Consider the following 26,141-nt stretch of genomic DNA (forward strand, 5'->3'; position numbering starts at 1 on the left):
CGGAGGACGTCGCGGCGGGAGACCTCAGCCGAGGATGCGGGCGCCGGGCACCGGCCCGTGCACGTGCAGCGGGTCCAACCCCTCGTCCCGCAGCCGGGTCTGCACGTCCTGCGCGGTCTCGGGATCGGGGCACAGCAGCGCGACCGTGGGACCGGAGCCCGAGACGATCCCGTGCAGGGCACCCGCCGCGATCCCGCGGTCGATCGTGTCGCCCAGGTCGGGCCGCTCGTGCAGCGCCGCCGTCTGCAGGTCGTTGTGCAGCGCATCGGCGAGCTGCCGCGGGTCTCCGGTGCGCAGCGCCTGGAGCACCGGGATCGGCACGTCGAGCGACAGCGGCGGGTCATCGGCGAGCGCACCCTCCTCCTCGCGCAGCAGGTCGAGCCGCTCGTACACCACCGGGGTCGACAGGCCCTGCTCGCTCGTCACCAGCAGCCAGTCGAAGCGGCCGCGCGCGAGCGCGGGGTTCAGCTGATCACCGCGCCCCGTGCCCACCGCCGTGCCGCCGTGCAGGGCGAACGGGACGTCGGCGCCGAGCCGCGCCGCCAGGTCGTGCAGACGCGCGGGCGACAGACCGGTCCCCCACAGCGCATCGCACGCGACCAGGGCCGCGGCGGCGTCGGCCGATCCGCCCCCCATGCCGCCAGCGACCGGAACGCTCTTGCGCACCTCGAGCGCCACCCCGCCGGTGTGCTCGGTGGCCGTGGCGAGCAGCTTCGCCGCGCGCATCGCCAGGTTGCGGTCGTCGAGCGGCACGGAGCCGTCGTCCTCGACCCCGGACACCGTGATCGAGAAGTCGTCCGCCCGTCGCGCGATCACGTCTTCGTACAGCGACACCGCCTGGAACACCGTCGCGAGGGCGTGGTAGCCGTCGTCGTGGCGGCCACCGACCCCCAGATAGACGTTGATCTTCCCCGGCGCGCGCACGTGCACGGATCCGGCGGCCGAGGCGAGGCTCATGACCGGGTCACAGATCCGAGGAGGTGGCCCAGAGGTTCACGTCGATCCCCCCGGACAGCTCGTCGATGCGGGCGAGCTCCTCCGCGGTGAACTCGGGCCCGTCGAGCGCGGCGAGGTTCTCGTCGAGCTGCTCGGGCCGGGACGCCCCGATCAGGGCCGAGGCGACCACCGGGGTGCGCAGCGTCCACTGCAGCGCCAGCTGGGCGAGCGACTGTCCGCGGCCCTTCGCCACGTCGTTCAGCGCCCGCAGCGTCTGCACGGCCTCGTCGGTGAGCTTGCCGTTCGGGAGCGAGCCGCGCTGCTGCGCCCGGTCGGCGGTGCCGTCGCCCAGGTACTTGTCGGTGAGCAGTCCCTGCGCGAGCGGCGTGAACGCGATGGCCCCGAGACCCGACTCCTCGAGCGTCGTCGTGAGGCCGTCCTCGATCCACCGGTTCAGGATGGAGTACGCGGGCTGGTGGATGACCAGCGGGGTGCCGAGATCCTTCGCCACGGCGACCGCCTCGGCCGTGCGCTCGGCGCTGTACGACGAGATGCCCACGTAGAGGGCCTTGCCCTGCCGCACGAGCGTGTCGAGCGCGCCCACGGTCTCCTCGATCGGGGTGACCGGATCGACGCGGTGCGAGTAGAAGATGTCGACGTAGTCCAGGCCCATGCGCGTGAGCGACTGCTCGGCGCTGGCGAGGATGTACTTGCGGCTCGCGTAGTCGCCGTACGGGCCCGGCCACATGTCCCAGCCGGCCTTCGACGAGATGATGAGCTCGTCGCGATAGGGCCGGAAGTCCTCCGCGAAGATGCGACCGAAGTTCTTCTCGGCGGAGCCGTAGGGCGGGCCGTAGTTGTTCGCGAGATCGAAGTGCGTGACACCGCCGTCGAACGCGTGACGCAGCAGCGCGCGCTGGTTGTCGAGCGGGATGTTGTCGCCGAAGTTCCACCACAGCCCGAGCGAGATCGGCGGCAGGTAGAGGCCGGACGACCCGACCTGACGGTAGGCGAACCGTCCGTAGCGGCCCTCGTCGGCGGCGTACGGGCGGTGGAGCTCGGGGACATCGGGACGGAAGCGCGGGGAGTCGGTCACGGTGCCAGATTACCGGGCGGTGTGGGATCCGGGATCGCCGTTGCGTGGCGCCCGATGCGCTGGTAGGCGGGGACGACGGGCGGTGCGGGACCACGGGCAACTCCGGGTTTCGTCGCCTACACTCGTGCCGCTCGGACGCCGCGGGGCAGTGACAACTGGCCGTCCGGGTGATCACGCAGTCCGCCAGGGCATCGTCCCGATGGCGTCGCGGTGTGGTGCGCGGCGATCCGCTGTGCCTGCAGCGCGCGCCGCACACTCCGAAGGAAACAACATGAAGATCCGCCCCGCTCTCGCTCTGTCCACCGCGGCCCTCGCGATCGGCGCTCTCGCCGGCTGCGCACCCGCCGCCACGACCCCCGCCGCGTCTGCGTCGCCCTCGCCCGGCGCCTCCGCGGACGCCGAGTGGTCGTACCGCGGCTCCAACGGCCCCGAGCACTGGGGGAAGTTCGGCGCCGCGTGCGAGAACGTCGACAGCTCCCACGAGTCCCCCATCGCCATCGACACCTCGACGGTGCAGATGGGGACCGCCGCGCAGAAGGTCGTGACGCACTACGCCCCCGCCGCGTTCGACATCGAGAACAACGGCCACACCATCGAGGCGATCCCGGAGGACCCGACGTCCAACTCGATCGAGGTGAACGGCAAGACGTACGAGCTGCAGCAGTTCCACCTGCACGCGAGCAGCGAGCACACGATCGACGGACGCACGGCTCCCGCCGAGCTGCACCTGGTGCACAAGGCCGAGGACGGCTCGGTGCTCGTGCTCGGCGTGATGCTGCAGGCAGGGGCGGCCAGCACGGCGCTCGACGAGTTCTTCTCCTCGATCACGCCCACGGTGAGCGAGAAGGGCACGCCGCTGAGCCACAAGATCGACCCCGCCGCGCTCATCCCGGCGGACGGCGTGAGCGTGCAGTACGACGGCTCGCTCACCACGCCGCCGTGCACCGAGGACGTGCGCTGGAACGTCTACCTCACCCCGGTGACGGTGTCGGCGGAGGAGCTCGCCGCGTTCACCGCCGTGTACCCCGACAACCACCGACCCGTGCAGCCCCTGCACGACCGCACGCTCACGGAGATCCCTTCGGGGGTCTGAGCTCCGCGTCCTGCCCGCACCTCCGCCGGGCTCCCGCTGCGACGGCGGGAGCCCGGCGGCGGGGGCGGGAGCGGCGGGTAGAGCCTCAGGCAGCCGGTGCCTGCTGCGCGATGCGCTGGTAGTCGTCGACCGTGAGGTCCTCGCCGCGGGCGGTCGGAGCCACGCCGGCGGCCGTCAGCACCTCGGTCGCGGCGGCCGAGCTGCCGAAGACGCCGGACAGCGCCTGGCGGAGCATCTTGCGGCGCTGGTTGAACGCGGCATCGACGATCTCGAAGGTGCGGCGACGCTCGGCCTCGGAACCGCGCTCGCCCTCCGACCGATCGAAGCCGACGAGCAGGCTGTCGACGTTCGGAACGGGCCAGAACACCTGCCGCGACACCGTGCCGGTGAGCCGCCACTCGCCGTACCACGCGGCCTTCACGCTCGGCGAGCCGTAGATCTTCGACCCCGGCTTCGCCGCCAGGCGCTCGGCCACCTCGGCCTGCACCATCACGACGCCCCGCTGCAGATAGGGGAAGGTCTCGAGGAAGTGCAGCAGCACCGGCACCGACACGTTGTACGGCAGGTTCGCGACCAGGACGGTCGGCTCGCCGGGCAGCTCGGCCACCCGCAGCGCGTCGGCATCGACCACCGTGAGCGCCCCCTCGGGCACGCCGTGCTCGGCGGCGGTCTGCGGCAGGCGGGCGGCGAGGCGGTGATCGATCTCCACGGCGGTGACGGCGGCCCCGGTCTCCAGGATCGCGAGCGTCAGCGAACCCAGGCCGGGCCCCACCTCGACCACGCGCTCGCCCGGCTGCACGCGCGCGGCCTGCACGATCTTGCGGACCGTGTTCGCGTCGGTGACGAAGTTCTGGCCCAGCTTCTTGGTGGGGGTGACATCGAGCTCGGCGGCCAGTCGGCGGATCTCGGCGGCTCCGAGCAGGGTGACGGTCATGCGTCCATTCTCGCCGAAAGCCCGACCGTCCCCGGCACTCGCTATCCTGCGGGGATGCCCTCCCTCGGTGAACTGATCGCTCCGCGGCGCATGGGCAGGGACTTCCGCTGGCTGCTCGCGTCGTCGTGGACGAGCAACATCGGCGACGGCGTGGCGCTGGCCGCCGCTCCCCTGCTCATCGCCTCGATGACCTCGTCGCCGATCCTCGTCGCCTCCGGCGCCGTCCTCCAGTTCCTGCCCTGGCTGCTGTTCGGCCTGCACGCGGGGGCCATCGCCGACCGCTTCGACCGTCGGCGCCTGGTGATGATCGCGAACGCCGCGCGGGCGGTCGTGCTCGCGGCGCTGTGCGTGTTCCTCGTGACGGGCACCGCGAACATCGGGATCGTGCTCGCGGTGGCCTTCCTGTACGGCTCGGCCGAGGTGTTCGTCGACACCGCGAGCAGCACGCTGCTGCCGATGATCGTGAAGCCGGACGACCTCGGGATCGGCAACGCGCGGCTCCAGGCCGGCTACCTCGTGGCCAACCAGTTCGCCGGTCCTCCCCTCGGGGCGTTCCTGTTCGCCGCCGGGCACGCCTGGCCGTTCCTGGTCGAGGTGCTGTGCGTCAGCCTCGCGGTCGTGCTGATCTCCCGCATGGCCCGCACGCCCGTGCCACCCCGGGCGGACGCCGCCGCGCACCCGCCCGTGCACACCGACATCGCGGAGGGGCTGCGCTGGCTGTGGCGCAACCCGCCCGTGCGCATGCTGGTGATCATCATCCTCGTCTTCAACGTCACGTGGGCGGCGCCGTGGGGCGTGCTCGTGCTGTACGCGACCGAGCACCTGCAGATGGGCCCGGTGGGGTACGGCGCCCTCACCACGGCGTCCGCGGCCGGCGGCATCCTCGCGACGTTCAGCTTCGGGTGGCTCGAACGGCACGTGTCGTTCGCGACCCTCATGCGCATCGTGCTCTCGCTGGAGGTGCTGATGCACCTGGCGTTCGCGCTCACCACCGCCGGCTGGGTGGCGCTGATCATCATGTTCTTCTTCGGCGCGTACGCCTTCGTGTGGGGCACGATCTCCACGACCGTCCGGCAGCGCCTCGTGCCCGCCGAGCTGCAGGGACGCGTCGCCTCGGTCAACATGGTCGGGGTGTTCGGGGGCATGATCGTCGGCCAGGCGCTCGGCGGAGTGATCGCCCAGCTGTGGGGGCTCACCGCACCGTGGTGGTTCGCGTTCGGCGGCGCAGCGATCACACTGCTGCTGGTGTGGAAGCCGATCTCGCAGATCGTGAGCGCGAAACCGGTCGCCCAGACCGGCCCGGACGACGTGGACGCTCAGTCGGTGAACGAGCCGTAGACCCGCAGGGTGTTCTCGGCGAGCTGCGCGGACAGCTCGTCGACGCCGATGCCGAGCTCGGCGGCCAGGAAGCGGACCGTGATCGGCACGAGGTAGGGCGCGTTCGGGCGTCCCCGCAGCGGCGTCGGCGTGAGGAACGGGGCGTCGGTCTCCACCAGTAGGCGGTCGAGCGGCGTGACCTTCAGGGCGTCGCGCAGGTTCTGCGCGTTCTTGAACGTGACGTTGCCCGCGAACGACAGGTGGTAGCCGGCGTCGGCGCACACCCGGGCCATCGCGGCGTCGCCGGAGAAGCAGTGGAACACCGTGCGATCGGGAGCGCCCACACGCGACAGGGTCTCCAGCACCGCGTCGTGCGCGTCGCGGTCGTGGATCTGCATCGCGATGCCGTGCTTCTTCGCGAGCGCGATGTGCGCCTCGAACGACTCGAACTGCGGCCCGCGGCGCTCCGGCTCGGTGCGGAAGAAGTCGAGCCCGGTCTCGCCGATCGCGCGGGTGCGCGGATGCGCCGCCAGCTCGTCGATCACCGCGAGGGCCTCGTCGAGACCGACACCGCCGCGACGGCCCTGCTCGGCATAGGTCGGTGCGTCGTTCGGGTGGATCGCCACCGCGGCGAGCACGCGCCGGTCCGAAGCCGCCGCCTCGACCGCCCAGCGCGACGACTCGATGTCGCCCGATGCCTGCACGACCCCGGCGATGCCCACGGCCCCGGCGCGGTCGAGCTGCTCCGTCAGGCTCAACGGCTCGTCGCCGTCCATGATCTCCAGGTGCGCGTGGTTGTCGTACACCGGGACGGCGAGGGGCTCGGGGGCTGCGGGATACCGCAGGTCTTTGCGCCCGTCGCCGTCTCGGCGCTGCACGTACGTCTCGGTCATGGGGTGTCGGTCAGGCCGTCGACTCCACGCGCGGGAACAGCGGCGCGAGGCCGTTGACGCTCGTGCCCGGCTTCAGCACGCCCCACGCCCCCGCCTCACGGATCGGCTGGTCCTGCAGACGACCCAGCGTCTCGGCGGCGCCCAGTGCGATCCACAGCTTCTCGGTGGACTGGGGCATCACCGGCGACAACAGCACCGCCAGGGCCCGCAGGCCCTCGGCACACGTGTACAGCACCGTGCCCAGACGCTCGCGCTTCTCGTCGTCGCGGGCCAGCGCCCACGGCTCGTTCTCGGTGATGTAGCCGTTGAGCGCGTCGACGATGGTCCAGATCGCGGAGATCGCCTCGTCGATGCGGAACTGGCCGATCGCGGCATCCGCCTTCGTCGCGGCGTCGGCGACGATCTTCTGGATCGCGAGGTCCGCCTCGGTGTACTCGGCCGCCGGCGGGACGATGCCCTCGAAGTACTTCTCGATCATCGCGGTCGTGCGGGAGGCGAGGTTGCCGAAGCCGTTCGCGAGCTCGGCCTGGTAGCGGGCGGACAGGTCCTCCCAGGAGAACGAGCCGTCCTGGCCGAACGCGATCGCCGACAGGAAGTAGAAACGGTAGGCGTCGGAGCCGAACACGTCGGTGATCTCGGTCGGCGCGATGCCGGTCAGCTTCGACTTCGACATCTTCTCGCCGCCGACCAGCAGCCAGCCGTGCGCGAACACGCCCTTGGGAACGTCGAGCCCCGCCGCCATCAGCAGCGCGGGCCAGATCACCGCGTGGAAGCGCAGGATGTCCTTGCCGACCACGTGGTACGCGGGCCAGCGGCGCGCGAACGTCTCCTCATCGGAGCCGTAGCCCACGGCGGTGGCGTAGTTGAGCAGCGCGTCGACCCACACGTAGATCACGTGCGACTCGTCCCACGGCAGCGGAATGCCCCAGTCGAACGTGGAGCGCGAGATCGACAGATCCTTCAGCCCCTGGCTCACGAACGACACGACCTCGTTGCGCGCCGAGTCCGGCCGCACGAAGTCGGGCTCGGTCTTGTACAGCTCGAGCAGCCGGTCCTGGAACTCGCTCAGCTTGAAGAAGTAGTTCTTCTCCTGCAGCAGCTCCAGCGGCTTGGAGTGGATCGCACACACCTTCAGCCCCTCGAAGGGACCGGTGCCGTCGACGATCTCGGACTCCGGCTTGAACTCCTCGCAGCCCACGCAGTAGAGCGCCTCGTACTCGCCCGCGTAGATGTAGCCGCGGTCGTACAGGCGCTGGAAGAACGTCTGCACGTTGGTCTCGTGGCGCTCCTGCGTCGTGCGGATGAAGTCGTCGTTGGCGACATCGAGGGTCGTCAACAGCGGGAACCAGCTCTCGCTGACCAGCTTGTCCACCCACTCCTGCGGCGTCACGCCGTTGGCCGCCGCCGCCCGCAGCATCTTCTGCCCGTGCTCGTCGGTGCCCGTGAGCATCCAGGTGTCATCCCCCGCCTGGCGGTGCCACCGCGCGAGCGTGTCGACCGCCACCGTCGTGTACCCGTGGCCGATGTGGGGCACGTCCGACGGGTAGTAGATGGGCGTGGTGATGTAGAAGGATTCGCCTGCGGGCATGGAGCAATTCTAGGTGCCCCCATGCCGCAGGTTACGCCGGTGCGCGCTCAGAGCGCGTTGCGTCGTGCGACCTCGCCCAGCCACGTCAGCGACGGCTTCGGGAACCGCTCGAACGTCTCGTGGTCGAACCCGATCAGCCCGAAGGTCGGCCGGAAGCCGCTCGCCCACTCGTAGTTGTCCAGCGCGCTCCAGTGCTGATACCCGCGCACCTCGATGCCGTCCGCGATCGCGCGGTGCAGGCCCTCCAGTGCGCCCTGCGTGTAGACGATGCGGCGGGTGTCGTCGGCCGTGGCGATGCCGTTCTCGGTCACGATCACCGGCACCCCGCCACTGCGCTCCCACGCGCTGCGCACCCCCAGCTCGAGCGCGGGCGGGTAGAACTCCCACCCGGTCAGCGTCGTCTCCACGTCGTCGGCGACCGGCCGCGGTCCCTCCGGACCGATGAACGTGCGCGTGTACGCCTGCACGCCCACGAAGTCGTCACCGGCCGACTGCTCCAGGTACCAGTGGTCGCGCGGGTCGCCGTAGGCCGCCAGCATGTCGTCGGCGCCCGGCTCGCCCGTCGAGTGGAAGGCCTGGGTCGCGATGGTCCACCCCGCCTGCGCGCCCGGCACGGTGTGCACGAGTTCGGAGGCCCGGCGGTGCGCGGCCAGCAGTGTGTCCGCCACGGCGAGGTCGGGATTGGGCAGACCGTAGGCGACGAGGTTGGCCGCGTCCTCTCCCCCGGCCAGCATCGCGGCGATGTTGGGCTCGTTGATCGTACACACGTAGCGCACGCCGTCGAGGATGGGCAGCACGGTCTCCACGTAGCGCGAGAACAGGTCGACCGCGTCGTCCGCGCGCCAGAAGCCGTCGCGCTGGAACCACTGCGGCACCGTGAAGTGCATGAGGGTGACCGTCGGGTCGAGCCCGTGCTCCCGCGCGGTGTCGATCATGCGGCGGTAGTGGTCGAGCATCGCCCGTGACACGAAGCCGCGCTCCGGCTCGATCCGCGCCCACTCGACCGAGAAGCGGTAGGAGTTCAGCCCCGCCTCGGCCAGCAGCCGCATGTCCTCCGGGTAGCGGTGGAAGTGGTCGGCGGCGTCGCCGGAGGGCTCGACCATGGGCGAGTCGGGGGCGTGCTCCATCGCCCACCAGTTGCTCGTGGTGTTGTTGCCCTCCACCTGATGGGCGGCGGTCGCGGCGCCCCAGAGGAAGCCGTCGGGGAATGCGAGCACGGATGCGCTCCTCTCTCTTTCTTGCAGATCTCCCGGCGCGGTTCAGCGCGCGCGGGAGGGGTTGGGCACGGCGTCGAGCAGCTCGACCGTGTACGGGTCCTCGGGGTGCTGGAGCACGTGCGAGGTCTCGCCGCGCTCCACGACCCGTCCGCCGTTGAGCACCAGGATGTTCTCGGTGACCAGGCGCGCGCTCAGCAGGTCGTGCGTGATGTAGAGCATGCTGATGCCCCAGCGCTCACGCAGGTCCTCCAGCAGCGCGAGCACGCCGGCACGCAGCGACACGTCGAGCATCGACACGGGCTCGTCGGCGATCAGCACCTGCGGGTCGCTCGCGAGCGCACGGGCGATCACGACACGCTGCCGCTGTCCGCCGGAGAGCTGGTGCGGCAGCTTGGCCGCGAACTGCTCGACGGGCGTGAGGCCGACGGTCTCCAGCAGTTCGAGCACGCGCGCCCGCGCCTCGGTGCCGCGCAGCGTCGTGTAGTTGCGGATCGGGCGGGACAGCGCATACTCGACCGTGTGCAGCGGGTTCAGGGCCGCATACGGGTCCTGGAACACCATCTGCACGTCCTTGCGGAGGTCGCGCAGGCCCCGGCGCTTCAGCGCGGCGACGTCGGTGTCGCCGAAGCGGATCGTGCCGGCGGTGGGCTTCTCGACGCCGGTGAGCATCTTCGCGATCGTCGACTTGCCCGACCCCGAGGCGCCGACCAGCGCGAGGGCCTCCCCCGGCTCCAGCCGGAAGGACACGTCGTCGACCGCGACCACCGGCTCCTGCCCGCGCCGTGGCGCCGGGTACCGCTTGGTGACGCCGTCCACCACGATCGCCGCGTCCGCGCGCCGGGTGTCGCGCGCAGACACGGTCGGCAGGGTCTCGGTGACGTCGGTGCGGCTGCGGCCCTCGCGGCGGCGGGTGCCCACATCGAGGAACCCGGGGATCTCGATCTTCTCCGCCCGGGGGTCGGCGTAGTGGCTCAGCAGCATGCGCGTGTACTCGTCCTGCGGACGGTGCAGGATGTCGTGGCTCGGGGCGTCCTCCACGATGCGGCCCTCGTGCATCACCATGACCCGGTCGGTGGCCTCGAGCACGATGCCGAGGTCGTGGCTGATGAGGATCGCCGTGAACCGTTCCGACCGCTGCAGCTCCTGGATCGTGTCCATCACCGCGTGCTGCACGAGCACGTCGAGGGCCGTGGTCGGCTCGTCGAACACCATGAGCTGCGGCTCCAGCGACAGCGCGAGGGCGATCGAGGCGCGCTGCCGCATGCCGCCCGAGAGCTCCCCGGGGTAGCGGTCGAGCACCTCGGGCTTCAGGCCGACCTTCCCCACGAGCTCGCGGGCCCTGGCCTCACGGGCCTCGCGGGGCACATGCCCGTGCGCGGCGAAGATGTCGCGGAAGTGACCTGCGACCGTGCGCACGGGGTTGAGCGCGTTCATGCCCGACTGCAGCACCATCGCGAAGCCGCCCTGCCGCTGGCGGCGCAGTCCCTCGGCGTCGAGCTCGCGGATGTCGCGCCCGTCGAACAGGATGCGACCGCCGCTGATGCGCGCCGGGGGCTTCTGCAGCCGGGTCAGCGCGAACCCGAGCGTGGACTTGCCCGACCCGGACTCGCCGACGAGTCCGACGAACTCGCCGCGTCGCAGCGTGAACGACACGTCGTGCACGGCCTGCACGGGCTGCTGCCCCGGGGAGGCGTACTCGACGGACAGGTTCTGCACGTCGAGGAGGATTCCGGCGTTGCGATCCGAGGTGTGCGCGGTCATGGCGCTCATCGCCCCTTCCCTTCCCGCAGGCGCGGATTGGAGATGCCGTCCACGCCGAAGTTGATGAGTGTGAGGCTGAGGGCCAGCAGGGCGATGCACAGACCGGGGGCGAACAGCAGCAGCCACTGCCCGGTGAGCAGCGAGTTGGAGTTCTGCGCCCAGTAGAGCATGGTGCCCCAGCTGACGATGCTGGAGTCGCCGAGGCCGAGGAACTCCAGGCCTGCCTCCGCCAGGATCGCCGCGGTGGCCGCGCCGAACAGGGTCCCCGCGATGATCGAGGTCATGTTCGGGAGGATCTCGCGGAACACGATGCGGGCCCTGCTGTCGCCGGAGAACTGGGCCGAGGTGACGAAGTCGTTGCCGCGCAGCGACTGGGTCTGGCTGCGCAGCACGCGCGCGCCCCACGCCCAACCGGTGACCACGATCACGGCGATGATCATGAGGATGCCGCCGTTCTGCAGGTACGCGGCGATCACGATCATGAGCGGCAGGCCGGGGATCACGAGGAACAGGTTCACGATGAACCCGACGACCTCGCCGGCGAAGCCGCGCATGTACCCCCAGCTCAGGCCGATCAGCACCGCGACGATCGTGGACAGGATGCCGGCGGCGAAGCCGACCAGCAGGCTCACCTGCGCGCCGTAGATCAGCTGGCTGAGCACGTCCTCGCCCGCGGCGGTCGTGCCGAGCCAGTGCTCCCACGACGCGTCGGCGTTGCGCTCGAAGCCGTTCTCCTTCGGGCCGTACGGCGCGAGGAGCGGCGCGAACAGCGCGACCAGGACGAAGAAGGCGAGGATGCACAGCCCGAGCCGTGCCTTGCCGTTGGCCCACAGGGTGCCGACCATGCGCCCGAAGGAGCGCCACGGGCTGGGGGCCGCGATCCGATCGGCCGGGATCTTGACGTTCATGGTGGAGGTCATCGTCTGGTCCTCGGGTCGAGCACGCAGTGCAGGCGGACAGGGAAAGGAGGGATCATCATCGGCGCGTCCTCGGGTCGAGCACCCCGTAGAGGATGTCCACGAGGAAGTTGGCGATGAGCACGCTCACGGTGATCATCAGGAACAGCGCCTGCATGAGCGGGTAGTCCTGCCCGATCACGGCGTTGAACAGCAGGTAGCCGATGCCCGGATAGCCGAACACCTGCTCCACGAGGATCGACCCGCCCACCACGCCGCCGAGCGTGAGCCCGAAGCCGGTGAGGTTCGGCAGGATCGCGTTGCGCGCGGCGTAGCGGAGCGCGATCGTGCGCCCGCGCAGCCCGTTGGCCTCACCGAAGGTGATGTAGTCCTCGCCGAGCGTGTTGATCATGGCGTTGCGCATGCCGATGATCCAGCCGCCGAGCGACGTGAGCAGGATCGTCAGCGCCGGCAGGAACGCGTGACGCACCAGGTCGACGATGAAGTCCCACGTGAACCCGGGCGTCGTGGTCGCCGAGTAGGCGCCGGTCGTCGGGAACCAGTGCAGCACGTAGCCGAGGAAGAACAGCAGCAGCAGCGCGGTCCAGAAGTACGGGAAGGTGCTGAGGAACGAGCCGGTCAGCGTGGGCAGCGAGTCGAGCCAGGTGCCGCGCCGCCACGCGGCCATCACGCCGATGAGGGTGCCGATCACGAACGCGAGGATCGTGACGATGCCCACCAGGCCCAGCGTGTACGGCAGCGCCGTGGACACCATGCTCGACACCGACTGCGGGTAGAACGTGTACGAGACGCCGAAGTCGAGCCGTACGACCTGACCGAGGTAGGCGACGTACTGGTCCCACAGCGAGCCGGTCGGCACGCCGAGCTGCGCCTCGATCGCGGCCCTGGTCGCATCCGACACGGGTCCGTTCTGCGAGAGCTTGGCTATCGCGGCGTCGGCGGGCGAGCCGGGCATCATGCGCGGGAGGAAGAAGTTCAGCGTGACCGCGGCCCACAGGGTCAGCACGAACAGGCCGAGTTTCTGGGCGACGTACTTCACTGGTCGTCTCCGTTCACTCGCTTCAGGTGGGTGAAGATCATCAGGGGCGCCGAGTCGTAGTTCTGCGGGATCATGTACGGGTCGTCGGCGGACGGCCACCCGGTGAACTTCGCCTCGTTGAACAGGCCCCAGATGCCGCCGTAGTACATGCCGATCACGGGCAGCTCGTCGTACACGATGTTCTGCAGCTCGTGCACGATCTCGCCCTGGCGCTGCGGGTCGACCGTCGCGCGGTACTCCGCGAGCAGCGCATCGGCCTCCGGCGAGCGGTAGCGCTCGAAGTTGTTCGTGGTCGACTCCCCGGACGGCACGTAGAAGTCGCTGGAGAGCAGGCTGTTGAACGCCTGGTAGACGTCGCCGTTGCCCATGCCGCCGATCGCCATCTCGAAGTCGCCGTTGCCGATCGCGCTCTGGTAGCCCGCAGGCTGCGGCAGCTTCAGCGAGACCTTGATGCCGATGTCTCCGAGCTGGCGCTGCACGGTCTGCGCGGCGCGGGTCCAGTCGGAGAAGCCGTTCGCGGTGGTGAGCGAGAACTCCAGCTGCTCGCCGTCCGGCCCCACCAGCCGATCGCCGTCGAGCGTGTAGCCGGACTCGGCGAAGGCGGCGAGCGCGGCGTCCTCGTCCTGCGCGATCATGCCCGCGTCGGGGATCTCGGGGTCGAGGTACTGCTCCTGGTTCGGCAGGATCAGGCCGGTCTGGCCGGCGGGCTTCATGTAGCCCTCGGAGGCGGTCTCGGCGATCTCCTCGCGGTCGAGCGCGAGCGCGATGCCGCGGCGCACGTTGACGTCGTCGAACGGGGCGACCTCGAGGTTCGGCACCAGCGAGATCACGCCGCCCGGCGGGAACCACCAGGTGTTGTCGGGGCTGGCCGCGCCCCACGTGCCCTCCACGTCGGAGATGAACGCGTACGCCCAGTCGTAGCCGCGGGTGACGGTGTCGAGCTGGCTGTTGGTCGCCGGGAGGATGATGTGCTCGATCTCGATCCGGTCGGCCTGCCAGTAGTCGGGGTTGCGGTCCATCGAGTACTGCTGGTCGTTGTAGTTGCCGAGCACGAACGGGCCGGTGCCGACCGGATCCTCGTTGCGCCAGGTGCCCGGATCCTGCACGTCCTTCCAGATGTGCTCCGGCACGATCATGGTCTGGCCGAGGATCGACAGCGACGGGGCGTCCTCGCTCTGCAGGTGGAAGATCACGTCGGAGCCGTCGACCTCGACCGAGTCGATGTGCTGCCAGGCGCCCTTGATATCGAGAGACGGCTCATCCTTCAGCAGCTGGAACGTGAAGGCGACGTCGTCGGCCGTGAAGTCCTCGCCGTCGCTCCACTCGACCCCGTCGCGCAGCGTCATCACGATCGTGCGGGCGTCGGGCTGCGACCACGCGGAGGCCAGCCACGGGTTGAGCTCGCCGTCGAGTGGGTTCACCAGGATCAGCGGCTCGTAGATCCACCGCGAGGCGGTGCGCGTGTTGGTCAGGTACGGGTTGAAGTTCTTCGTGAAGAACGGGTTGCCGTGGTCGGCGTTGATCAGCATCGTGTCCTCGCCGATGGAGGGGTCGGGCTGGGAGCTGATCTGGATGCTGCAGCCGCTGAGCGCGATCGCCGCGGCCGCGAGCCCCACGACGGCGGCTCTGCGCCAGCGTCGGAAGGTGTGCGTCTCTGCCACTGGGGGACCTCATGTCGTCTCTGTCATGATGGGCGCCCCACGGGTCGGAGCGTCCGTCGGCCGAAGCCGCATGAGCGAGTGTAAGCGCATACATTTGTGATCGGCAACCCCTTGACACCGCGCTCCCGTCCGTTCGAGGCGCGTCAGGCGGGTCGCGCGGAGCTCTCCCGCAGGAGGATCTGCAACGGCAGCCGCACCACCGCGGGCGGGGCCTCCGGCTCCTCCAGCCGGCGCGCCAGCACCTGCACCGCGGCGCGGCCCAGCTCGATCATCGGCTGCCGGATCGTCGTCAGCGGGGGGACGGAGAGGGCGGCGGCATCGATGCCGTCGAACCCGGTCACGAGCACGTCGTCGGGCACGCGCACGCCCGCGCGGTGCAGCACGTCGACGACCCCCAGCGCCATCTGGTCGTTCGCCGCGATCACCGCGGACGGGGGTGCGCCGTCGCGCAGCAGCTCCTCGGCCGCGCGCCGCCCCGACGCCCGCGTGAAGTCGCCGCGCAGCAGCCGCAGCTCCTCGGTCGCCCGGCCCGACGCCGCCACGGCCGCCACCACGCCCTCGCGCCGCTGCTCCGCGTCGGGCGAGTCCGCGGGACCCGCGAGGAACGCGACCGCACCCTCCCCGACCTGCGCGAGAACGTGCCGCGTGAGCTCGCCCATCGCCTCGGCGTTGCTGACCGTGACGTGGTCGTAGTCGTCGCCGCGCGGCGGACCGGACAGGACCACGACCGGGATGCGGCGCGCGAGCCGCGCCAGCACGTCGTCCGGCACGCTGCTCGCGAGCACCATGAGCCCGTCGACACGACCGGCCATGTCCCGCACGGTCGACCGGTCGGGGTCGTCGCGCCCCACGCCCACCATCAGCACGAAGCCCTGCTTCCACGCCTCCAGCTCGGCCCCGCGCAGCACCTCGTCCAGGAACAGCATCGAGGTGGCGGGGGCGCCGGGCTCGCCCTCGTCCTCCACCACCGTGAACGGCGGGGCCGCGGCTCCCGCACTCGACAGGACGTCGAGCGCGGGGGCGTCCTCCGCCGCGTCGAACCCCGGGAAGTACAGGCCCAGCACGCCCGTCCGGCGCTCGGCCAGCCCGCGCGCGCTTCCGCTCGGGACGTAGCCGAGAGCCGTGACCGCATCGAGCACCCGCTCGCGGGTCGCCGGTCGTACGGCATCGGGCGACCGCAGCACCCGCGACACGGTGGCGATCGAGACGCCCGCGTGCGCGGCGACGTCGTACACGGTCGCGGCCTTGCTCACGGCGGATCCCCCAGGGTCGAGTCGTCGGATCGGGTGTCAGGACAGCGTAGATCAGACCCGGCGGGCGATCAGCGCACCGTGCGGGCGCGTGCTCGCCTCCCCGGGCACGCGGGCGCGGGTCTCGGTCCCCTCGACCTCGAGCCCCGCGGCGGCGAGCAGCGGCGTGAGCGCCTCCGCGGACCAGAAGTACGCGGTCGTGATCGCGTGGTCGAACGGCGCGCGCGGCTCGCCGTCGAAGAAGCCCAGCAGCAGTCGTCCCCCTGGCGCGAGCACGCGCGCGAACTCGGCGAGCGCGGCGGGCACCTCGGTCGGCGGCGTGTGGATGAGCGAGTACCACGCGAGGACGCCGCCCAGCGACCCGGCGGGCTGCGGCAGCGCGAGGAAGGAGCCCTGGGTGACGTCGAGGCCGGGGTGCCGCGTGCGGGCCTCCGCGACGAACTCCGCCGACAGGTCGATGCCCGACACGTCGTGCCCCGCGTCGTGGAGGAACCGCGTCCACAGCCCGGGACCGCACCCGGCGTCGAGCAGGGCACCCGAGGTGGCTCGGCGCCAGCGATCGATCGTGTCGCGGTCGCGGGGGTCCAGCTGCTCCACCGTGCCGGCGATCGCGACGTACTCCGCGGCGCGGCGGTCGTAGGCGGCCGCGATGGCGTCGTGCGCCTCCGCCGGTGTCGTCACCGGGTGCCCCCCGAGCTCATCGGGTACGGGCGGCGAGGGCGGCCTGGTAGAGGTCGCGCGTGGAGAGGCCGGTCTGCGCCGCCACCTCGGCCGCGGCCTCCTTCAGGCGCGTGCCGTCCGCGACCAGGGCCTGCACCTGGGCCAGCGCGTCGTCGGCCGACACCGCGCGGCGGGGCGCGCCCTCGACCACGACCACGATCTCGCCCTTCACGCCGTCGGCGGCCCAGGCGGCGAGCTCGGCGGCGGTCCCGCGGCGCACCTCCTCGTACAGCTTCGTCAGCTCCCGGCACACCGCGATCCGGCGGTCCTCGCCGAACGCCGCCCCCATGTCGGCGAGCGTCGCGGCCAGGCGCGACGGCGACTCGAAGAACACCATGGTGCGCGGCTCCGCGGCGAGCGCCGTCAGGGTCGCCCGGCGCTCCCCCGGCTTGCGCGGCAGGAACCCCTCGAACGTGAAGCGGTCGGTCGGCAGACCCGAGATCGCCAGCGCCATGAGCACGGCGCTCGGACCGGGGATCGCGGTGACCGTGACCCCCTGCGCCACGGCCTCGGCCACGAGCCCGTAGCCCGGGTCGCTCACGGTCGGCATGCCCGCGTCGCTCATCACCACGACATCGGTGTCCGCGGCGAGGGCCGCCAGCTCCGCGGCCTTCTGCTTCTCGTTGTGGTCGTGCAGCGCGATCAGGCGCGGGCGGTTGGCGATCTGCAGCGCCTGCAGAAGCCGCTGCGTGGTGCGGGTGTCCTCCGCGACAACGACCTCCGCGTTCTCCAGCACCTCCACCAGACGCCGTGATGCGTCCCCGAGATTCCCGATGGGCGTGGCGGCGAGGATGATCACCCGCCCAGCTTAGGCGGGCGGGGTGTCTAGGCTGGAGCGGTGACCGCGCCCGAGCCCCTGCTGCCTCCCCCCGAGGCGCGGGCGACGCGGTACGAGCGGCTGCGCGACCGCGTGCTGCACGCCGCCGACTGGGGACGGGCCATCGGGTGGCTCGCACCGCTCGTGGTCACGGCGCTCGCGGCGGTGCTGCGGCTCGTGAACGTCGGGCACCCCCACCAGCTGGCGTTCGACGAGACGTACTACGTCAAGGACGCCTGGTCGCTGTGGACCCTCGGCTACGAAGGCGTCTGGGGGCAGGGCGCCGACGAGGCCTTCCAGACCCTGCAGGAGCTGCCGCTCACGAACAAGGGCGCCTTCATCGTGCACCCGCCGCTGGGCAAGTGGCTCATCGCGCTCGGCATGGCCATCGGCGGCCCCGACAACAGCGCCGGCTGGCGGCTGGCGACGGCCCTGCTGGGTGCGGGCTCCGTGCTGCTGGTGTACCTGATCGCCCGCCGCCTGACCGGATCCGTGGTCGCGGCCACCGTGGCGGGCACCCTTCTCGCGATCGACGGACTGAGCATCGTGCTGAGCCGCATCGCGCTGCTCGACGGCATCCTCACCTTCTTCGTGCTGCTCGGCGTGCTGTTCGTGCTGCTCGACCGGCAACGCACCATCCCCCTCCTGGAGCGCCGCGACCCCTACGCCCCCGACCCGCTGTGGGGTCCGGTGCTGTGGCGCCGGCCGTGGCTCGTCGCCGCGGGTCTCGCGCTGGGGGCGGCGTGCGCCGTGAAGTGGTCGGGCCTGTACGTGCTGGCCGGCTTCGGGCTGTACGTGGTGGTCACCGATGCGCTGGCCCGGCGCCGCGGCGGTGTGGTCGTGTGGCCCGCGTCCGCCGTGTTCCGCCAGGGGCCCGTGTCGTTCGTGCTGCTGGTGCTGCCGGCCGCGGCCGTGTACCTCGCGAGCTGGACCGGGTGGCTCGTGACCGACAAGGGCTACGACCGCGGCAGCGACGCGAACCCCCTGCTCGCGCTGTGGAACTACCACCAGGCGATGCTGGGCTTCCACGTGGGGCTCAGCCGCGGGCACCCCTACGCCAGCCCCGCGTGGGAGTGGCCGTTCCTGCTGCGACCGACCGCCGTCTGGGTCGACCCCGAGCCGACCGCGTGCGGGGTCGACCACTGCATCGGCGTGATCTCCGCGATCCCCAACCCGCTGATCTGGTACGGCGGCGTCGCCGCGAGCGTGTACCTGCTGTACCGCCTGGTGCGCGCGTGGATCGCCCGTCAGCCGATCGAACCGGCGCTCACGCTGCCGCTCGTGGGGCTCGCCGTGACCTACCTGCCCTGGCTGATGTTCCCCGAGCGGACGATCTTCCAGTTCTACACGGTGGTCATGATGCCGTTCCTGGTGCTCGCGCTGACGATGACGCTGCGGATCATCGCCGGGACACGCGACGATCCGCTGCACCGGCGCCAGTCCGGGCAGCGCACCGTGGTGGTGTTCCTGACCGTGGTCGTGCTCGTGTCGGCGTTCTTCCTGCCGCTGTGGCTGGGGATCAGCGTGCCGTACGACTTCTGGCGGCTGCACAACTGGCTGCCCGGCTGGATCTGAGCACGGGAGCCCGCGACGGCGAGGCCGGTGCTCAGCCGGCGTCGTCGGTGGCCACGTGCTCGACCAGCGGCAGCACGCGCCCCGACAGGTGCGTGCGCATCGCGATGGACGACGCCGTGCGCGCCACCCCCGGCACGACGGCGACCCGGTCGAGCACCTCCTGCAGCTGCGTGGCATCGCGCGCGACCAGGCGCAGCTGCATGTCGCTCGCCCCCGTCACGGTGTGCATGTCCACGATCTCCGGCACCGCGTCCGCGAGCGCGGCGGCTACCTCGTCGTGCCCCACCTTCTGATCGATCTCGACCAGGCAGAACGCGACCATGCCGTAGCCGAAGCCGGCCGGGTCGACGCGCGGCACGATCGCCTCGATCACCCCGCCCTCGTGCAGTCGCGCGAGCCGGCTGGTGGCGGTGCCGCGTGCGATGCCCAGCCGCCGCGCACACTCCAGGATGGGCAGCTGCGGCGACTCGGTGAGCAACCGGATCAGCGCGGCGTCCAGCCGGTCGATGCGCACGCCGCTACTCCCGCACCACGCCGGGACGGGACACACCACGGGTGAGCCGCGCCACCACCAGCAGCACGACCGTCAGCCCGAGGGTCAGCAGCAGCTGCGTGCGTGCCGCGGGGTCGATCATCGCGAGGGCGATCACCCCGGCGAGCAGGGCCAAGCACAGCCACGAGATCCACGGGAAGCCCCACATCCGCATCGGCATCGCCTCGCCGGCGCGGTCCGCCCGGCGCCGCAGCACGATCTGCGAGACCGCGGTCGCCGTCCAGATCACCAGCAGCGTCGAGCCCACCACGTTCAACAGGGCGGGGAGCACCACATCGGGGAACGCCCAGTTCAGCCCGACCGTGACGAACCCGAACGCGACCGACGCCAGCACCGCCAGGTACGGCACGCCCGTGAGACTCGTGCGGGTGACCGCCAGCGGCGCCAGTCCGCGCTCCCCCAGCGAATACGCCATGCGGGAGGCGCCGTAGATGTTGGCGTTCATGGCCGACAGCAGCGCGACCACGACGATGAGGTCCATCACCAGACCGACACCCGGCACATGGAGCGTGTCGAGCACCGCCGAGAACGGACCGGCCTCCACCGCGGGGTCGTCCCACGGCAGCACCGCGACGATCACGAAGATCGAGCCGACGTAGAAGATGAGGATGCGCACCAGCACCTCGCGCACGATGCGGCGGATGTTGCGCGCCGGGTCGTCGGACTCGGCCGCCGCGATCGCCACGACCTCGGTGCCGCCGAACGCGAACACCACGATCAGGAGCGCCGCCGCGATGCCGGTGATGCCGTTGGGCGCGAAGCCGCCCTCGTCCACGAGGTTCGACACACCCGTGGCCGGAACACCGGGGATGAGGCCGACGATCGCGCACACGCCGACCACGAGGAACGCGATGATCGCGGCGACCTTGATCGCCGCGAACCAGAACTCGAAGGTGCCGTAGTTGCGCACCCCGAACAGGTTCACCGCGGTGAGGGCGACCACGAACACCAGCACCCACACCCACGCGGGCACGCCGGGGATCCAGCCGGCCACGATGCCCGCCGCCCCGGTCGCCTCGGCCGCGATCACCACGATCAGCTGGATCCAGTAGAGCCAGCCGACCGCGCTGCCGGCGCTGCGCCCCATCGCCTTCTGGGCGTAGGAGCTGAACGCGCCGGAGCTGGGGCGTGCCGCGACCATCTCGGCCAGCATCGCCATGACCAGCACGACGATGCCGCCGGCGACCAGATACGAGATGAGGACCGCGGGACCGGCGATCCCGATCGCCTGGCCGGAGCCGACGAACAGCCCGGCGCCGATCGCGCCGCCGAGCCCCATCATGGAGATCTGGCGCCGGGTGAGCCCGGGATGCAGGCCCTTCGTGGTGGTGGTCGTGACCGGGACCTCGACGCTCACGCGGACACCCCCATCAGGTCGGCATCGCGGTCGGGATCGAGCGCGGCGTCGCCGCCGGAGACCGCGGCGGCGAGGGCGGCCTCGACCCTGTCGATGTCGGCGGCGGAGCCGGACGAGATCCGGATGCCCTCGCCGGGGAAGGCGCGGGCGACGACACCGCCGGCGTGCAGGAGGGCGTCGAGCTCGGCGGTGCGCTCCCCCGACGGGACCCAGACGAAGTTGGCCTGTGACGGGACGGCGGTCCAGCCCGCGGCGGTGAGCACGGCGTACAGGCGCTCGCGCTGCGCGACCACCTCGTCGATGCGGACCGCCAGCTCCTCCTCCGCCGCGAGCGACGCGAGGGCGGCGGCCTGCGCCAGGTCGGTCACACCGAACGGCACGGCCACCTTGCGCTGCGCCTCGGCGATCTCGCGCGGGGCGATCGCATAGCCGATGCGCAGGCCGGCGAGACCATAGGCCTTGGAGAACGTGTGGAGCACCGCGACGTGCGGGTGGCGGCGGAACAGCTCGATGCCGGCGCCGCGGCTCGCCGTGCGATCGAAGTGCACGTACGCCTCGTCGATCACCACGAGCACGTCGCGCGGCACGGCGGCCACGAAGCGCTCGAGCGCGTCCGCGTCGACGACCGTGCCGGTGGGGTTGTTCGGGTTGCACACGAACACCAGTCGGGTGCGCGGGGTGATCGCGGCGAGCATCGCGTCGAGGTCGTGGCCGTGCTGCGCGTCGAGCGGAACGGGCACGGGCGTGGCCCCCGCGATGCGCACGAGCGAGGGGTACGCCTCGAATGACCGCCACGCGAACACGACCTCGTCACCCGCGCCGGCGACCGCGTGGATCAGCTGGGCCGCGATCTCCACCGATCCGGCTCCCACCGTGACCTCGTCGACGTCGACGCCGTGGCGCGCGGCGAGCGCCTGCCGCACGGCCGCGGCACTCATGTCGGGATAGCGGTGGATCCCGGCGACGCGCTCCTGGACGACCTGCACGACGGAGGGCAGGGGCGGATGCGGGGACTCGTTGGACGAGAGCTTCGAGGCACCGGCGGGGGCCGAGCGGCCCTGACGGTAGGCGGGGACGGCGTCGAGGCCGGGACGTGCGGAGAGGGGCATCGTCAGAGCATCCTTGCTGTGATCCGGGTGGTGTCGCGCCACCCTAGAACGCACGTCGCCCCCTGGGCAATCGGTGCAGCGAATGGTGGGCATCGCGCGCAATCGAACGTCTCCCGGCGGGCTCGGTCTGGGCAGATTGCCCAGTCCGCCTCCGGGAGCGGGTGGGGGGCAGGGTGAGCGTCAGCGTTCCCTCGTGACCTCGGCGGGGTCGGCGGTGGGAAGCCGGCACACGAACGCCCGGCAGTCGTACAGGCGCTCGGGCGTCGCGGCCTTGCCCTCGAACAGCTCGAAGCCCGCCGCGGCGAACGCGGCGGCCTGGGCGGGCGACACCACCGCGAGCACGTCGGCGTCGGCGTCCCGCGCGGCGCGGGCGAGCGCCCCGTCGCGGTCGTCGGTCACGACCACGAGCTGACGGGGCGGTGCGACCAGCCCCGCGGCCACCCGGAGCAGGCTCCCGTGCGCGAACGGCTGACCGAGCGCACGCGCCGCCAGCATCCGCACCCGGGCGACCGCCTCCTCGCGGTACCGGTCCCCCGCACCGAGCCGCCACGCCGCCAGCGCAGCGCCCGCCACCGCCGCCGCGTCGGAGGGGAGGTCGCCGTCGGTGTGGTCGGGCGAGGTCGCGATGCCCTGCGCCGCAAGCAGCGGGTCGGCGCCGGCGGCACCGTCGAGGGCCGGGTCGAGCAGCCGCAGCGCCGTGACCGCCCACTCGGCCTCCCCGGTCGCGGCGGCGAGGCCCAGCAGCCCCTCCGCGAACAGCGCGAGGTCGGCCGCGGTCGCCGGGGCTGCCGAGGCACGGTCGTCGAGCGACGCCCGGGCGAGCGCGCCGTCGTCGCCGCGGTTGACGCGCAGCACATGATCGGCCGCCGCGGCCGCCGCCTCGACCCAGTCGGGCTCGCCGAGAGTCGTCCCCGCCCTGGCCAGCGCCCCGACCGCGAGGCCGTTCCAGCCCGTGATGACCTTGCCGTCCACCGTGGGAGGCTCCAGCTCGCCGCGCGCGGACACCGGGCGCTGGTAGTACCCGCCCTCGCTGCGCACCCCGTCGATCCACGACTCCGAGTCCTGCGCGGCCCCGAAGCCGCCGCCGTCGCGTCGCAGCACGCCCAGGAGGAAGCCGGCGATGCCGCGGGCGGTGCCCGTATCCCCCTCGTCCAGCGCGACCTCCAGCAGCTGCGCGTTGTCGGTGAGCATGCGCTCGTAGTGCGGCACCGTCCAGTCCCGCTGCGTGGCGTAGCGGAAGAAGCCGCCGTCCTCGTCGCGCAGGTCGGAGCCGGACATGGCCGCGAGCGCCCGCGTGGCCGCTGCCCCGGCGTCGGGAGAACCCGCCCGCACCAGCGGATGCTGCAGCAGCCGCAGCGTGGTCGCCACCGGGAACTTCGGCGCCCCGCCGAAGCCTCCGAACAGCCGGTCCTCCCTGGCCGCGATCCCCTCGGCGGCGGTGACGATCGCTGCCGCGTCGGGCAGGTCGGACGGCGCGGCCTCGGCCGCCCTGGCGAGGGCCTCGGTCACCGCGTCCGCCGACTCCTCCGCCTGCGCGCGCCGCACCGTCCACGCCTCCCGCACGGCCGCGAGCACCTCGCGGAACGCGGGCATCGGCGGCCGGGGCTCGGGCGGCCAGTAGGTGCCGGCGAAGAACGCGCGGCCACCCGGCGTCGTGAACACCGTGAGCGGCCAGCCGAGGTTCTGCGTGAACGCCGACGCCGCGGCCATGTACGCCGCATCGACGTGCGGGTGCTCCTCGCGGTCGACCTTGACCGCCACGAAGCCCTCGTCGATCAGCGCGGCCGTGACGGGATCGGAGAACGACTCGCGCGCCATCACGTGACACCAGTGGCACGTGGAGTAGCCGATCGAGATCAGCAGCGGCACGTCCCGCCGTCGCGCCTCCGCGAACGCCTCCTCGCCCCACGGATACCAGTCGACCGGATTCTCGGCGTGCGACCGGAGGTAGGGGCTGAGGGTGTCCGCGAGCCGGTTGGTCATGCCGTCCACGCTACGCCGCGCGGCGGCACGGCGGGCTGCGGCGGTGAGCACGGGATCGCGGCTCCCCCGCGAACGCCCCGCGTCGCGAGCGGCGACACGGGGCGTCCGGGTGCGGGGGTGGTGGTCGGTCGGCGCGACCGGTCCGTTGCGTGACCGGTCGATCGGGCCGACTCCCGGGGGGCGGGGGTCAGCCGGTCCGTTGCGTGGCCGGTCGATCGGGGCGACTCCGTGGGCGGGGGTTCCCGTCAGTTGACCTCGTCGGGGTGCGAGCCGACACGACCCGAACCGTCGAGCGGGTCGAGGGCGTCGATCGCGGCGATCTCCGCGTCGGTCAGCTCGAAGCCGAACACGTCCAGGTTCTCGCGCAGACGCTCGGGGCGCACCGACTTCGGGAAGACGATGATCCCCTTCTGCAGGTGCCAGCGCAGCACCGCCTGCGCCGGGGTGACGCCGTGGGCCGCGGCCGCGTCGGCGACCGCCGGGATGCCGAACAGGTCGTACTTGCCCTGACCGAGCGGACCCCACGCCTCGATACGCACGTCGTTCGCGTCGGCCCACGCGACCTCCTCGCGACGCTGGTAGGCCGGGTGCAGCTCGATCTGGTTCACGGCCGGGACGACGCCGGTCTCCTTCACGGTGCGCTCCAGGTGCGGCACGAGGAAGTTCGAGACGCCGATGCTGCGGGTCAGTCCGGCCTCGCGCAGCTCGATGAGCTTGGCGAACGCGTGCACGTAGTCGTCCTTCGCCGGGGTGGGCCAGTGCACGAGGTACAGGTCGACCCGGTCGAGCCCGAGCTTCTGGAGGCTCTCGCCGATCGCCGCACGCGGCTCGTCGTCGTGGTGGCGGTCGTTCCAGAGCTTGGTGGTGATGAACAGCTCGTCGCGCGGGATGCCGGAGGCGGCGATCGCGGCGCCCACGCCCTCCTCGTTGCCGTAGATCGCGGCGGTGTCGATGTGGCGGTAGCCGATCTCCAGCGCTTCGCTCACCGCGCGCTCGGTCTCAGCCGGCGGCACCTTGAAGACGCCGTAGCCCAGCTGCGGGATGGAGTTGCCGTCGTTGAGTTCGAGAGAGGGAATGGTGGTCATGGGTCCAGCCTATGACCTGTGATGACAGGTGTGGCGGGATCGTGTCTTTCCGTGTCGGCGGAGGCACCGCGTCGGTCGACCGGCACCGAGGCCATGGCCTGCGCCGCCCGACCCACGAGGCGCTCGAGGGGTCCGCGGCCGAAGAGGATCGACCACAGCGTCGCGGCCACCACGAGTGCGACCGCCGTGAGGAGCCAGAACGCCGTGCTCTGCACGAAGCCGCCGGGGCCGACCAGCACCACGATCGACACCACGTGCACCGTGTATGCCGTGAGCGGCATGGAGCCGAGCGCCGCGAGCGGCAGGAACACCCACCGCAGCGGCCGGCTCAGCAGCAGGCACAGCGCAACCACCGCGAGCGCGAAGCCCCCGGAGCCGAGGATCTCGGCCGTGCCCCCGGAGTGCGGTTCCACGCCGAAGAACGCCGACAGCACCGACCGCAGCGGGTCCAGCCCCGCGAGCGCCGCGGGGTACGCGCCCCACCCGGAGCCGAATCCGAAGCCGCCGTCGCCGGAGCCGATGCCACCGTCCTCGCCCCCGACTCCGGCCGCCTGGCCGACCGCGCCGAGCCCGTATCCGATGACCGCGAGCAGCACGCCGACAGCGAGCGCGACGACCGCCGTGCGGAGTCGCTCCACGTGCAGCCGGCCGAGCGCGAGGCCGCCCAGCACGAATGCGAGCCACGCCGTCAGCGGGTACACGCCGTACAGCGCGAAGCCGAGCCCTGCGCCGTAGGGCTCCAGCGCGAGCGCGCTCAGCAGCGCGAGCGCGGCGGGGGCCACGACCGCGAGCACCCCGGCCGCGAGGAGCAGCTGCCACGCCCGCCACCGCAGGAACGGGATCACCGCGACGTAGAGCAGCCCGTAGAGCGTGAGGATCACCGCGATGGGCGTGTTCAGCATCTCGAGCGCGAGACCGATCAGGAAGATCGCCGCGCCCCGGCCCACCAGGTTCAGGCGCAGCGTCGGCATGCGCTCGGGAGCGGGCAGCGTGCTGCGCCCCGTCATCAGCGCGATCGACACCCCGGCGAGCAGTGCGAACAGGATCGAGGAGCGGCCGTTCACCAGGTCGGTCCAGGTGGACGGGTCGCCCCACGCGAACGGCCGGAGCTCGCCGACGTGGGCGGCGGCCATACCCAGGATCGCGAGGGCCCTGGCCACGTCGAGGCCGAGGATGCGCGGTGGCCGGCCGAAGTCCCGGAACCAGCGGGTGGGCGCGAGGGGGGAGGTCACGAGTTGAT

Annotated in this window: 22 protein-coding genes; 3 read left to right on the plus strand and 19 right to left on the minus strand. The window is 71.8% G+C overall.

Annotated elements, in window-relative coordinates; translation table 11 throughout:
* Positions 1 to 24 precede the first annotated feature (24 nt).
* Together KZC56_RS16850 and mgrA are read right to left on the minus strand one after the other, a co-directional pair.
* The gene (locus KZC56_RS16850; protein ID WP_247639067.1) at positions 25 to 957 is read right to left on the minus strand and encodes a 4-(cytidine 5'-diphospho)-2-C-methyl-D-erythritol kinase; all 933 of its coding nucleotides are present in this window, start codon (positions 955 to 957) and stop codon (positions 25 to 27) included.
* A 7-nt stretch (positions 958 to 964) separates the two neighbouring features.
* Positions 965 to 2,032 carry an L-glyceraldehyde 3-phosphate reductase gene (mgrA, locus tag KZC56_RS16855; RefSeq protein WP_247639068.1) on the minus strand — a complete coding sequence of 356 codons (1,068 nt, stop codon included), beginning with the start codon at positions 2,030 to 2,032 and terminating at the stop codon, positions 965 to 967.
* A gap of 271 nt (positions 2,033 to 2,303) precedes the next feature.
* Here mgrA and KZC56_RS16860 point away from each other — a divergent pair, with 271 nt between their 5' ends.
* Positions 2,304 to 3,125 (plus strand): carbonic anhydrase, encoded by an 822-nt coding sequence (locus KZC56_RS16860; RefSeq protein WP_247639069.1) that lies wholly within the window; start codon positions 2,304 to 2,306, stop codon positions 3,123 to 3,125.
* An 85-nt stretch (positions 3,126 to 3,210) separates the two neighbouring features.
* On the opposite strand, the gene rsmA is transcribed toward KZC56_RS16860, so the two are convergent.
* Positions 3,211 to 4,059, minus strand: a complete 849-nt coding sequence (rsmA, locus tag KZC56_RS16865; RefSeq protein ID WP_247639070.1) for a 16S rRNA (adenine(1518)-N(6)/adenine(1519)-N(6))-dimethyltransferase RsmA — start codon at positions 4,057 to 4,059, stop codon at positions 3,211 to 3,213.
* Positions 4,060 to 4,113: 54 nt separating this feature from the next.
* On the opposite strand from rsmA, the gene KZC56_RS16870 reads away from it, so the two are divergent.
* On the plus strand, positions 4,114 to 5,397 hold the full coding sequence (locus tag KZC56_RS16870) for an MFS transporter (protein WP_206253079.1): 1,284 nt from the start codon (positions 4,114 to 4,116) through the stop codon (positions 5,395 to 5,397).
* Here KZC56_RS16870 and KZC56_RS16875 read toward each other — a convergent pair.
* The 10 genes from KZC56_RS16875 to rsmI all read right to left on the minus strand — a co-directional run bounded on the left by KZC56_RS16875 (position 5,376) and on the right by rsmI (position 17,221).
* Positions 5,376 to 6,269, minus strand: a complete 894-nt coding sequence (locus KZC56_RS16875) for a TatD family hydrolase (protein ID WP_247639071.1) — start codon at positions 6,267 to 6,269, stop codon at positions 5,376 to 5,378. The two genes, KZC56_RS16870 and KZC56_RS16875, sit on opposite strands and share 22 nt — an antisense overlap.
* Positions 6,270 to 6,279: 10 nt before the next feature.
* Positions 6,280 to 7,857 (minus strand): methionine--tRNA ligase, encoded by a 1,578-nt coding sequence (gene metG, locus KZC56_RS16880; RefSeq protein ID WP_136028589.1) that lies wholly within the window; start codon positions 7,855 to 7,857, stop codon positions 6,280 to 6,282.
* 47 nt (positions 7,858 to 7,904) lie between these two features.
* Positions 7,905 to 9,074: a glycoside hydrolase family 1 protein gene (locus KZC56_RS16885; protein ID WP_247639072.1), complete on the minus strand. Its 1,170-nt coding sequence runs from the start codon at positions 9,072 to 9,074 to the stop codon at positions 7,905 to 7,907.
* A 42-nt stretch (positions 9,075 to 9,116) separates the two neighbouring features.
* Positions 9,117 to 10,844, minus strand: a complete 1,728-nt coding sequence (locus KZC56_RS16890) for an ABC transporter ATP-binding protein (RefSeq protein WP_247639073.1) — start codon at positions 10,842 to 10,844, stop codon at positions 9,117 to 9,119.
* Positions 10,841 to 11,755: an ABC transporter permease gene (locus KZC56_RS16895; protein ID WP_247639074.1), complete on the minus strand. Its 915-nt coding sequence runs from the start codon at positions 11,753 to 11,755 to the stop codon at positions 10,841 to 10,843. Before KZC56_RS16895 ends, KZC56_RS16890 begins: the two co-directional genes overlap by 4 nt.
* A gap of 55 nt (positions 11,756 to 11,810) precedes the next feature.
* Complete coding sequence (locus tag KZC56_RS16900; protein WP_136028586.1) at positions 11,811 to 12,791, minus strand: ABC transporter permease; 981 nt, start codon at positions 12,789 to 12,791, stop codon at positions 11,811 to 11,813.
* Entirely contained in the window at positions 12,788 to 14,452 is a 1,665-nt protein-coding gene (locus tag KZC56_RS16905) for an ABC transporter substrate-binding protein (RefSeq protein ID WP_247639075.1), read from the minus strand. The genes KZC56_RS16900 and KZC56_RS16905 overlap by 4 nt, the downstream gene beginning before the upstream one ends.
* 143 nt (positions 14,453 to 14,595) lie before the next feature.
* The gene (locus KZC56_RS17825; RefSeq protein WP_247639076.1) at positions 14,596 to 15,705 is read right to left on the minus strand and encodes a LacI family DNA-binding transcriptional regulator; all 1,110 of its coding nucleotides are present in this window, start codon (positions 15,703 to 15,705) and stop codon (positions 14,596 to 14,598) included.
* Positions 15,706 to 15,756: 51 nt separating this feature from the next.
* On the minus strand, positions 15,757 to 16,383 hold the full coding sequence (locus KZC56_RS16915; RefSeq protein ID WP_136045274.1) for a class I SAM-dependent methyltransferase: 627 nt from the start codon (positions 16,381 to 16,383) through the stop codon (positions 15,757 to 15,759).
* 16 nt (positions 16,384 to 16,399) lie between these two features.
* On the minus strand, positions 16,400 to 17,221 hold the full coding sequence (rsmI, locus tag KZC56_RS16920; RefSeq protein ID WP_206253074.1) for a 16S rRNA (cytidine(1402)-2'-O)-methyltransferase: 822 nt from the start codon (positions 17,219 to 17,221) through the stop codon (positions 16,400 to 16,402).
* A 39-nt stretch (positions 17,222 to 17,260) separates the two neighbouring features.
* Between rsmI and KZC56_RS16925 the strand changes: the two genes are divergently transcribed.
* Positions 17,261 to 18,814, plus strand: coding sequence for a dolichyl-phosphate-mannose--protein mannosyltransferase (locus KZC56_RS16925; protein ID WP_247639077.1), 1,554 nt, complete (start codon positions 17,261 to 17,263; stop codon positions 18,812 to 18,814).
* A gap of 31 nt (positions 18,815 to 18,845) precedes the next feature.
* On the opposite strand, the gene KZC56_RS16930 is transcribed toward KZC56_RS16925, so the two are convergent.
* The 6 genes from KZC56_RS16930 to KZC56_RS16955 form a co-directional block, all read right to left on the minus strand.
* Positions 18,846 to 19,328, minus strand: a complete 483-nt coding sequence (locus tag KZC56_RS16930) for an Lrp/AsnC family transcriptional regulator (protein WP_136028578.1) — start codon at positions 19,326 to 19,328, stop codon at positions 18,846 to 18,848.
* A 4-nt stretch (positions 19,329 to 19,332) separates the two neighbouring features.
* On the minus strand, positions 19,333 to 20,724 hold the full coding sequence (locus KZC56_RS16935) for an amino acid permease (protein WP_136035929.1): 1,392 nt from the start codon (positions 20,722 to 20,724) through the stop codon (positions 19,333 to 19,335).
* Positions 20,721 to 21,833 (minus strand): histidinol-phosphate transaminase, encoded by a 1,113-nt coding sequence (gene hisC / locus KZC56_RS16940; RefSeq protein WP_247639078.1) that lies wholly within the window; start codon positions 21,831 to 21,833, stop codon positions 20,721 to 20,723. Before hisC ends, KZC56_RS16935 begins: the two co-directional genes overlap by 4 nt.
* A gap of 180 nt (positions 21,834 to 22,013) precedes the next feature.
* Positions 22,014 to 23,816, minus strand: coding sequence for a thioredoxin domain-containing protein (locus KZC56_RS16945; protein WP_247639079.1), 1,803 nt, complete (start codon positions 23,814 to 23,816; stop codon positions 22,014 to 22,016).
* 245 nt (positions 23,817 to 24,061) lie between these two features.
* Complete coding sequence (locus KZC56_RS16950) at positions 24,062 to 24,901, minus strand: aldo/keto reductase (RefSeq protein ID WP_247639080.1); 840 nt, start codon at positions 24,899 to 24,901, stop codon at positions 24,062 to 24,064.
* Positions 24,898 to 26,133 carry a heparan-alpha-glucosaminide N-acetyltransferase domain-containing protein gene (locus tag KZC56_RS16955; protein WP_247639081.1) on the minus strand — a complete coding sequence of 412 codons (1,236 nt, stop codon included), beginning with the start codon at positions 26,131 to 26,133 and terminating at the stop codon, positions 24,898 to 24,900. Before KZC56_RS16955 ends, KZC56_RS16950 begins: the two co-directional genes overlap by 4 nt.
* Between the last annotated feature and the right edge of the window lie 8 nt (positions 26,134 to 26,141).

The organism is Microbacterium sufflavum (genome assembly GCF_023091155.1).
Classification (GTDB): domain Bacteria; phylum Actinomycetota; class Actinomycetes; order Actinomycetales; family Microbacteriaceae; genus Microbacterium; species Microbacterium sufflavum.

What these genes read in the sequence shown, in the direction of transcription:
- KZC56_RS16895 (WP_247639074.1), bottom strand. Translation starts at nt 11,755, where the DNA reads ATGACCTCCACCATGAACGTCAAGATCCCGGCCGATCGGATCGCGGCC.
- metG (WP_136028589.1), bottom strand. Translation starts at nt 7,857, where the DNA reads ATGCCCGCAGGCGAATCCTTCTACATCACCACGCCCATCTACTACCCG.
- KZC56_RS16950 (WP_247639080.1), bottom strand. Translation starts at nt 24,901, where the DNA reads ATGACCACCATTCCCTCTCTCGAACTCAACGACGGCAACTCCATCCCG.
- KZC56_RS16860 (WP_247639069.1), top strand. Translation starts at nt 2,304, where the DNA reads ATGAAGATCCGCCCCGCTCTCGCTCTGTCCACCGCGGCCCTCGCGATC.
- rsmA (WP_247639070.1), bottom strand. Translation starts at nt 4,059, where the DNA reads ATGACCGTCACCCTGCTCGGAGCCGCCGAGATCCGCCGACTGGCCGCC.
- KZC56_RS16850 (WP_247639067.1), bottom strand. Translation starts at nt 957, where the DNA reads ATGAGCCTCGCCTCGGCCGCCGGATCCGTGCACGTGCGCGCGCCGGGG.
- KZC56_RS16890 (WP_247639073.1), bottom strand. Translation starts at nt 10,844, where the DNA reads ATGAGCGCCATGACCGCGCACACCTCGGATCGCAACGCCGGAATCCTC.
- KZC56_RS16945 (WP_247639079.1), bottom strand. Translation starts at nt 23,816, where the DNA reads ATGACCAACCGGCTCGCGGACACCCTCAGCCCCTACCTCCGGTCGCAC.
- KZC56_RS16870 (WP_206253079.1), top strand. Translation starts at nt 4,114, where the DNA reads ATGCCCTCCCTCGGTGAACTGATCGCTCCGCGGCGCATGGGCAGGGAC.
- hisC (WP_247639078.1), bottom strand. Translation starts at nt 21,833, where the DNA reads ATGCCCCTCTCCGCACGTCCCGGCCTCGACGCCGTCCCCGCCTACCGT.
- KZC56_RS16875 (WP_247639071.1), bottom strand. Translation starts at nt 6,269, where the DNA reads ATGACCGAGACGTACGTGCAGCGCCGAGACGGCGACGGGCGCAAAGAC.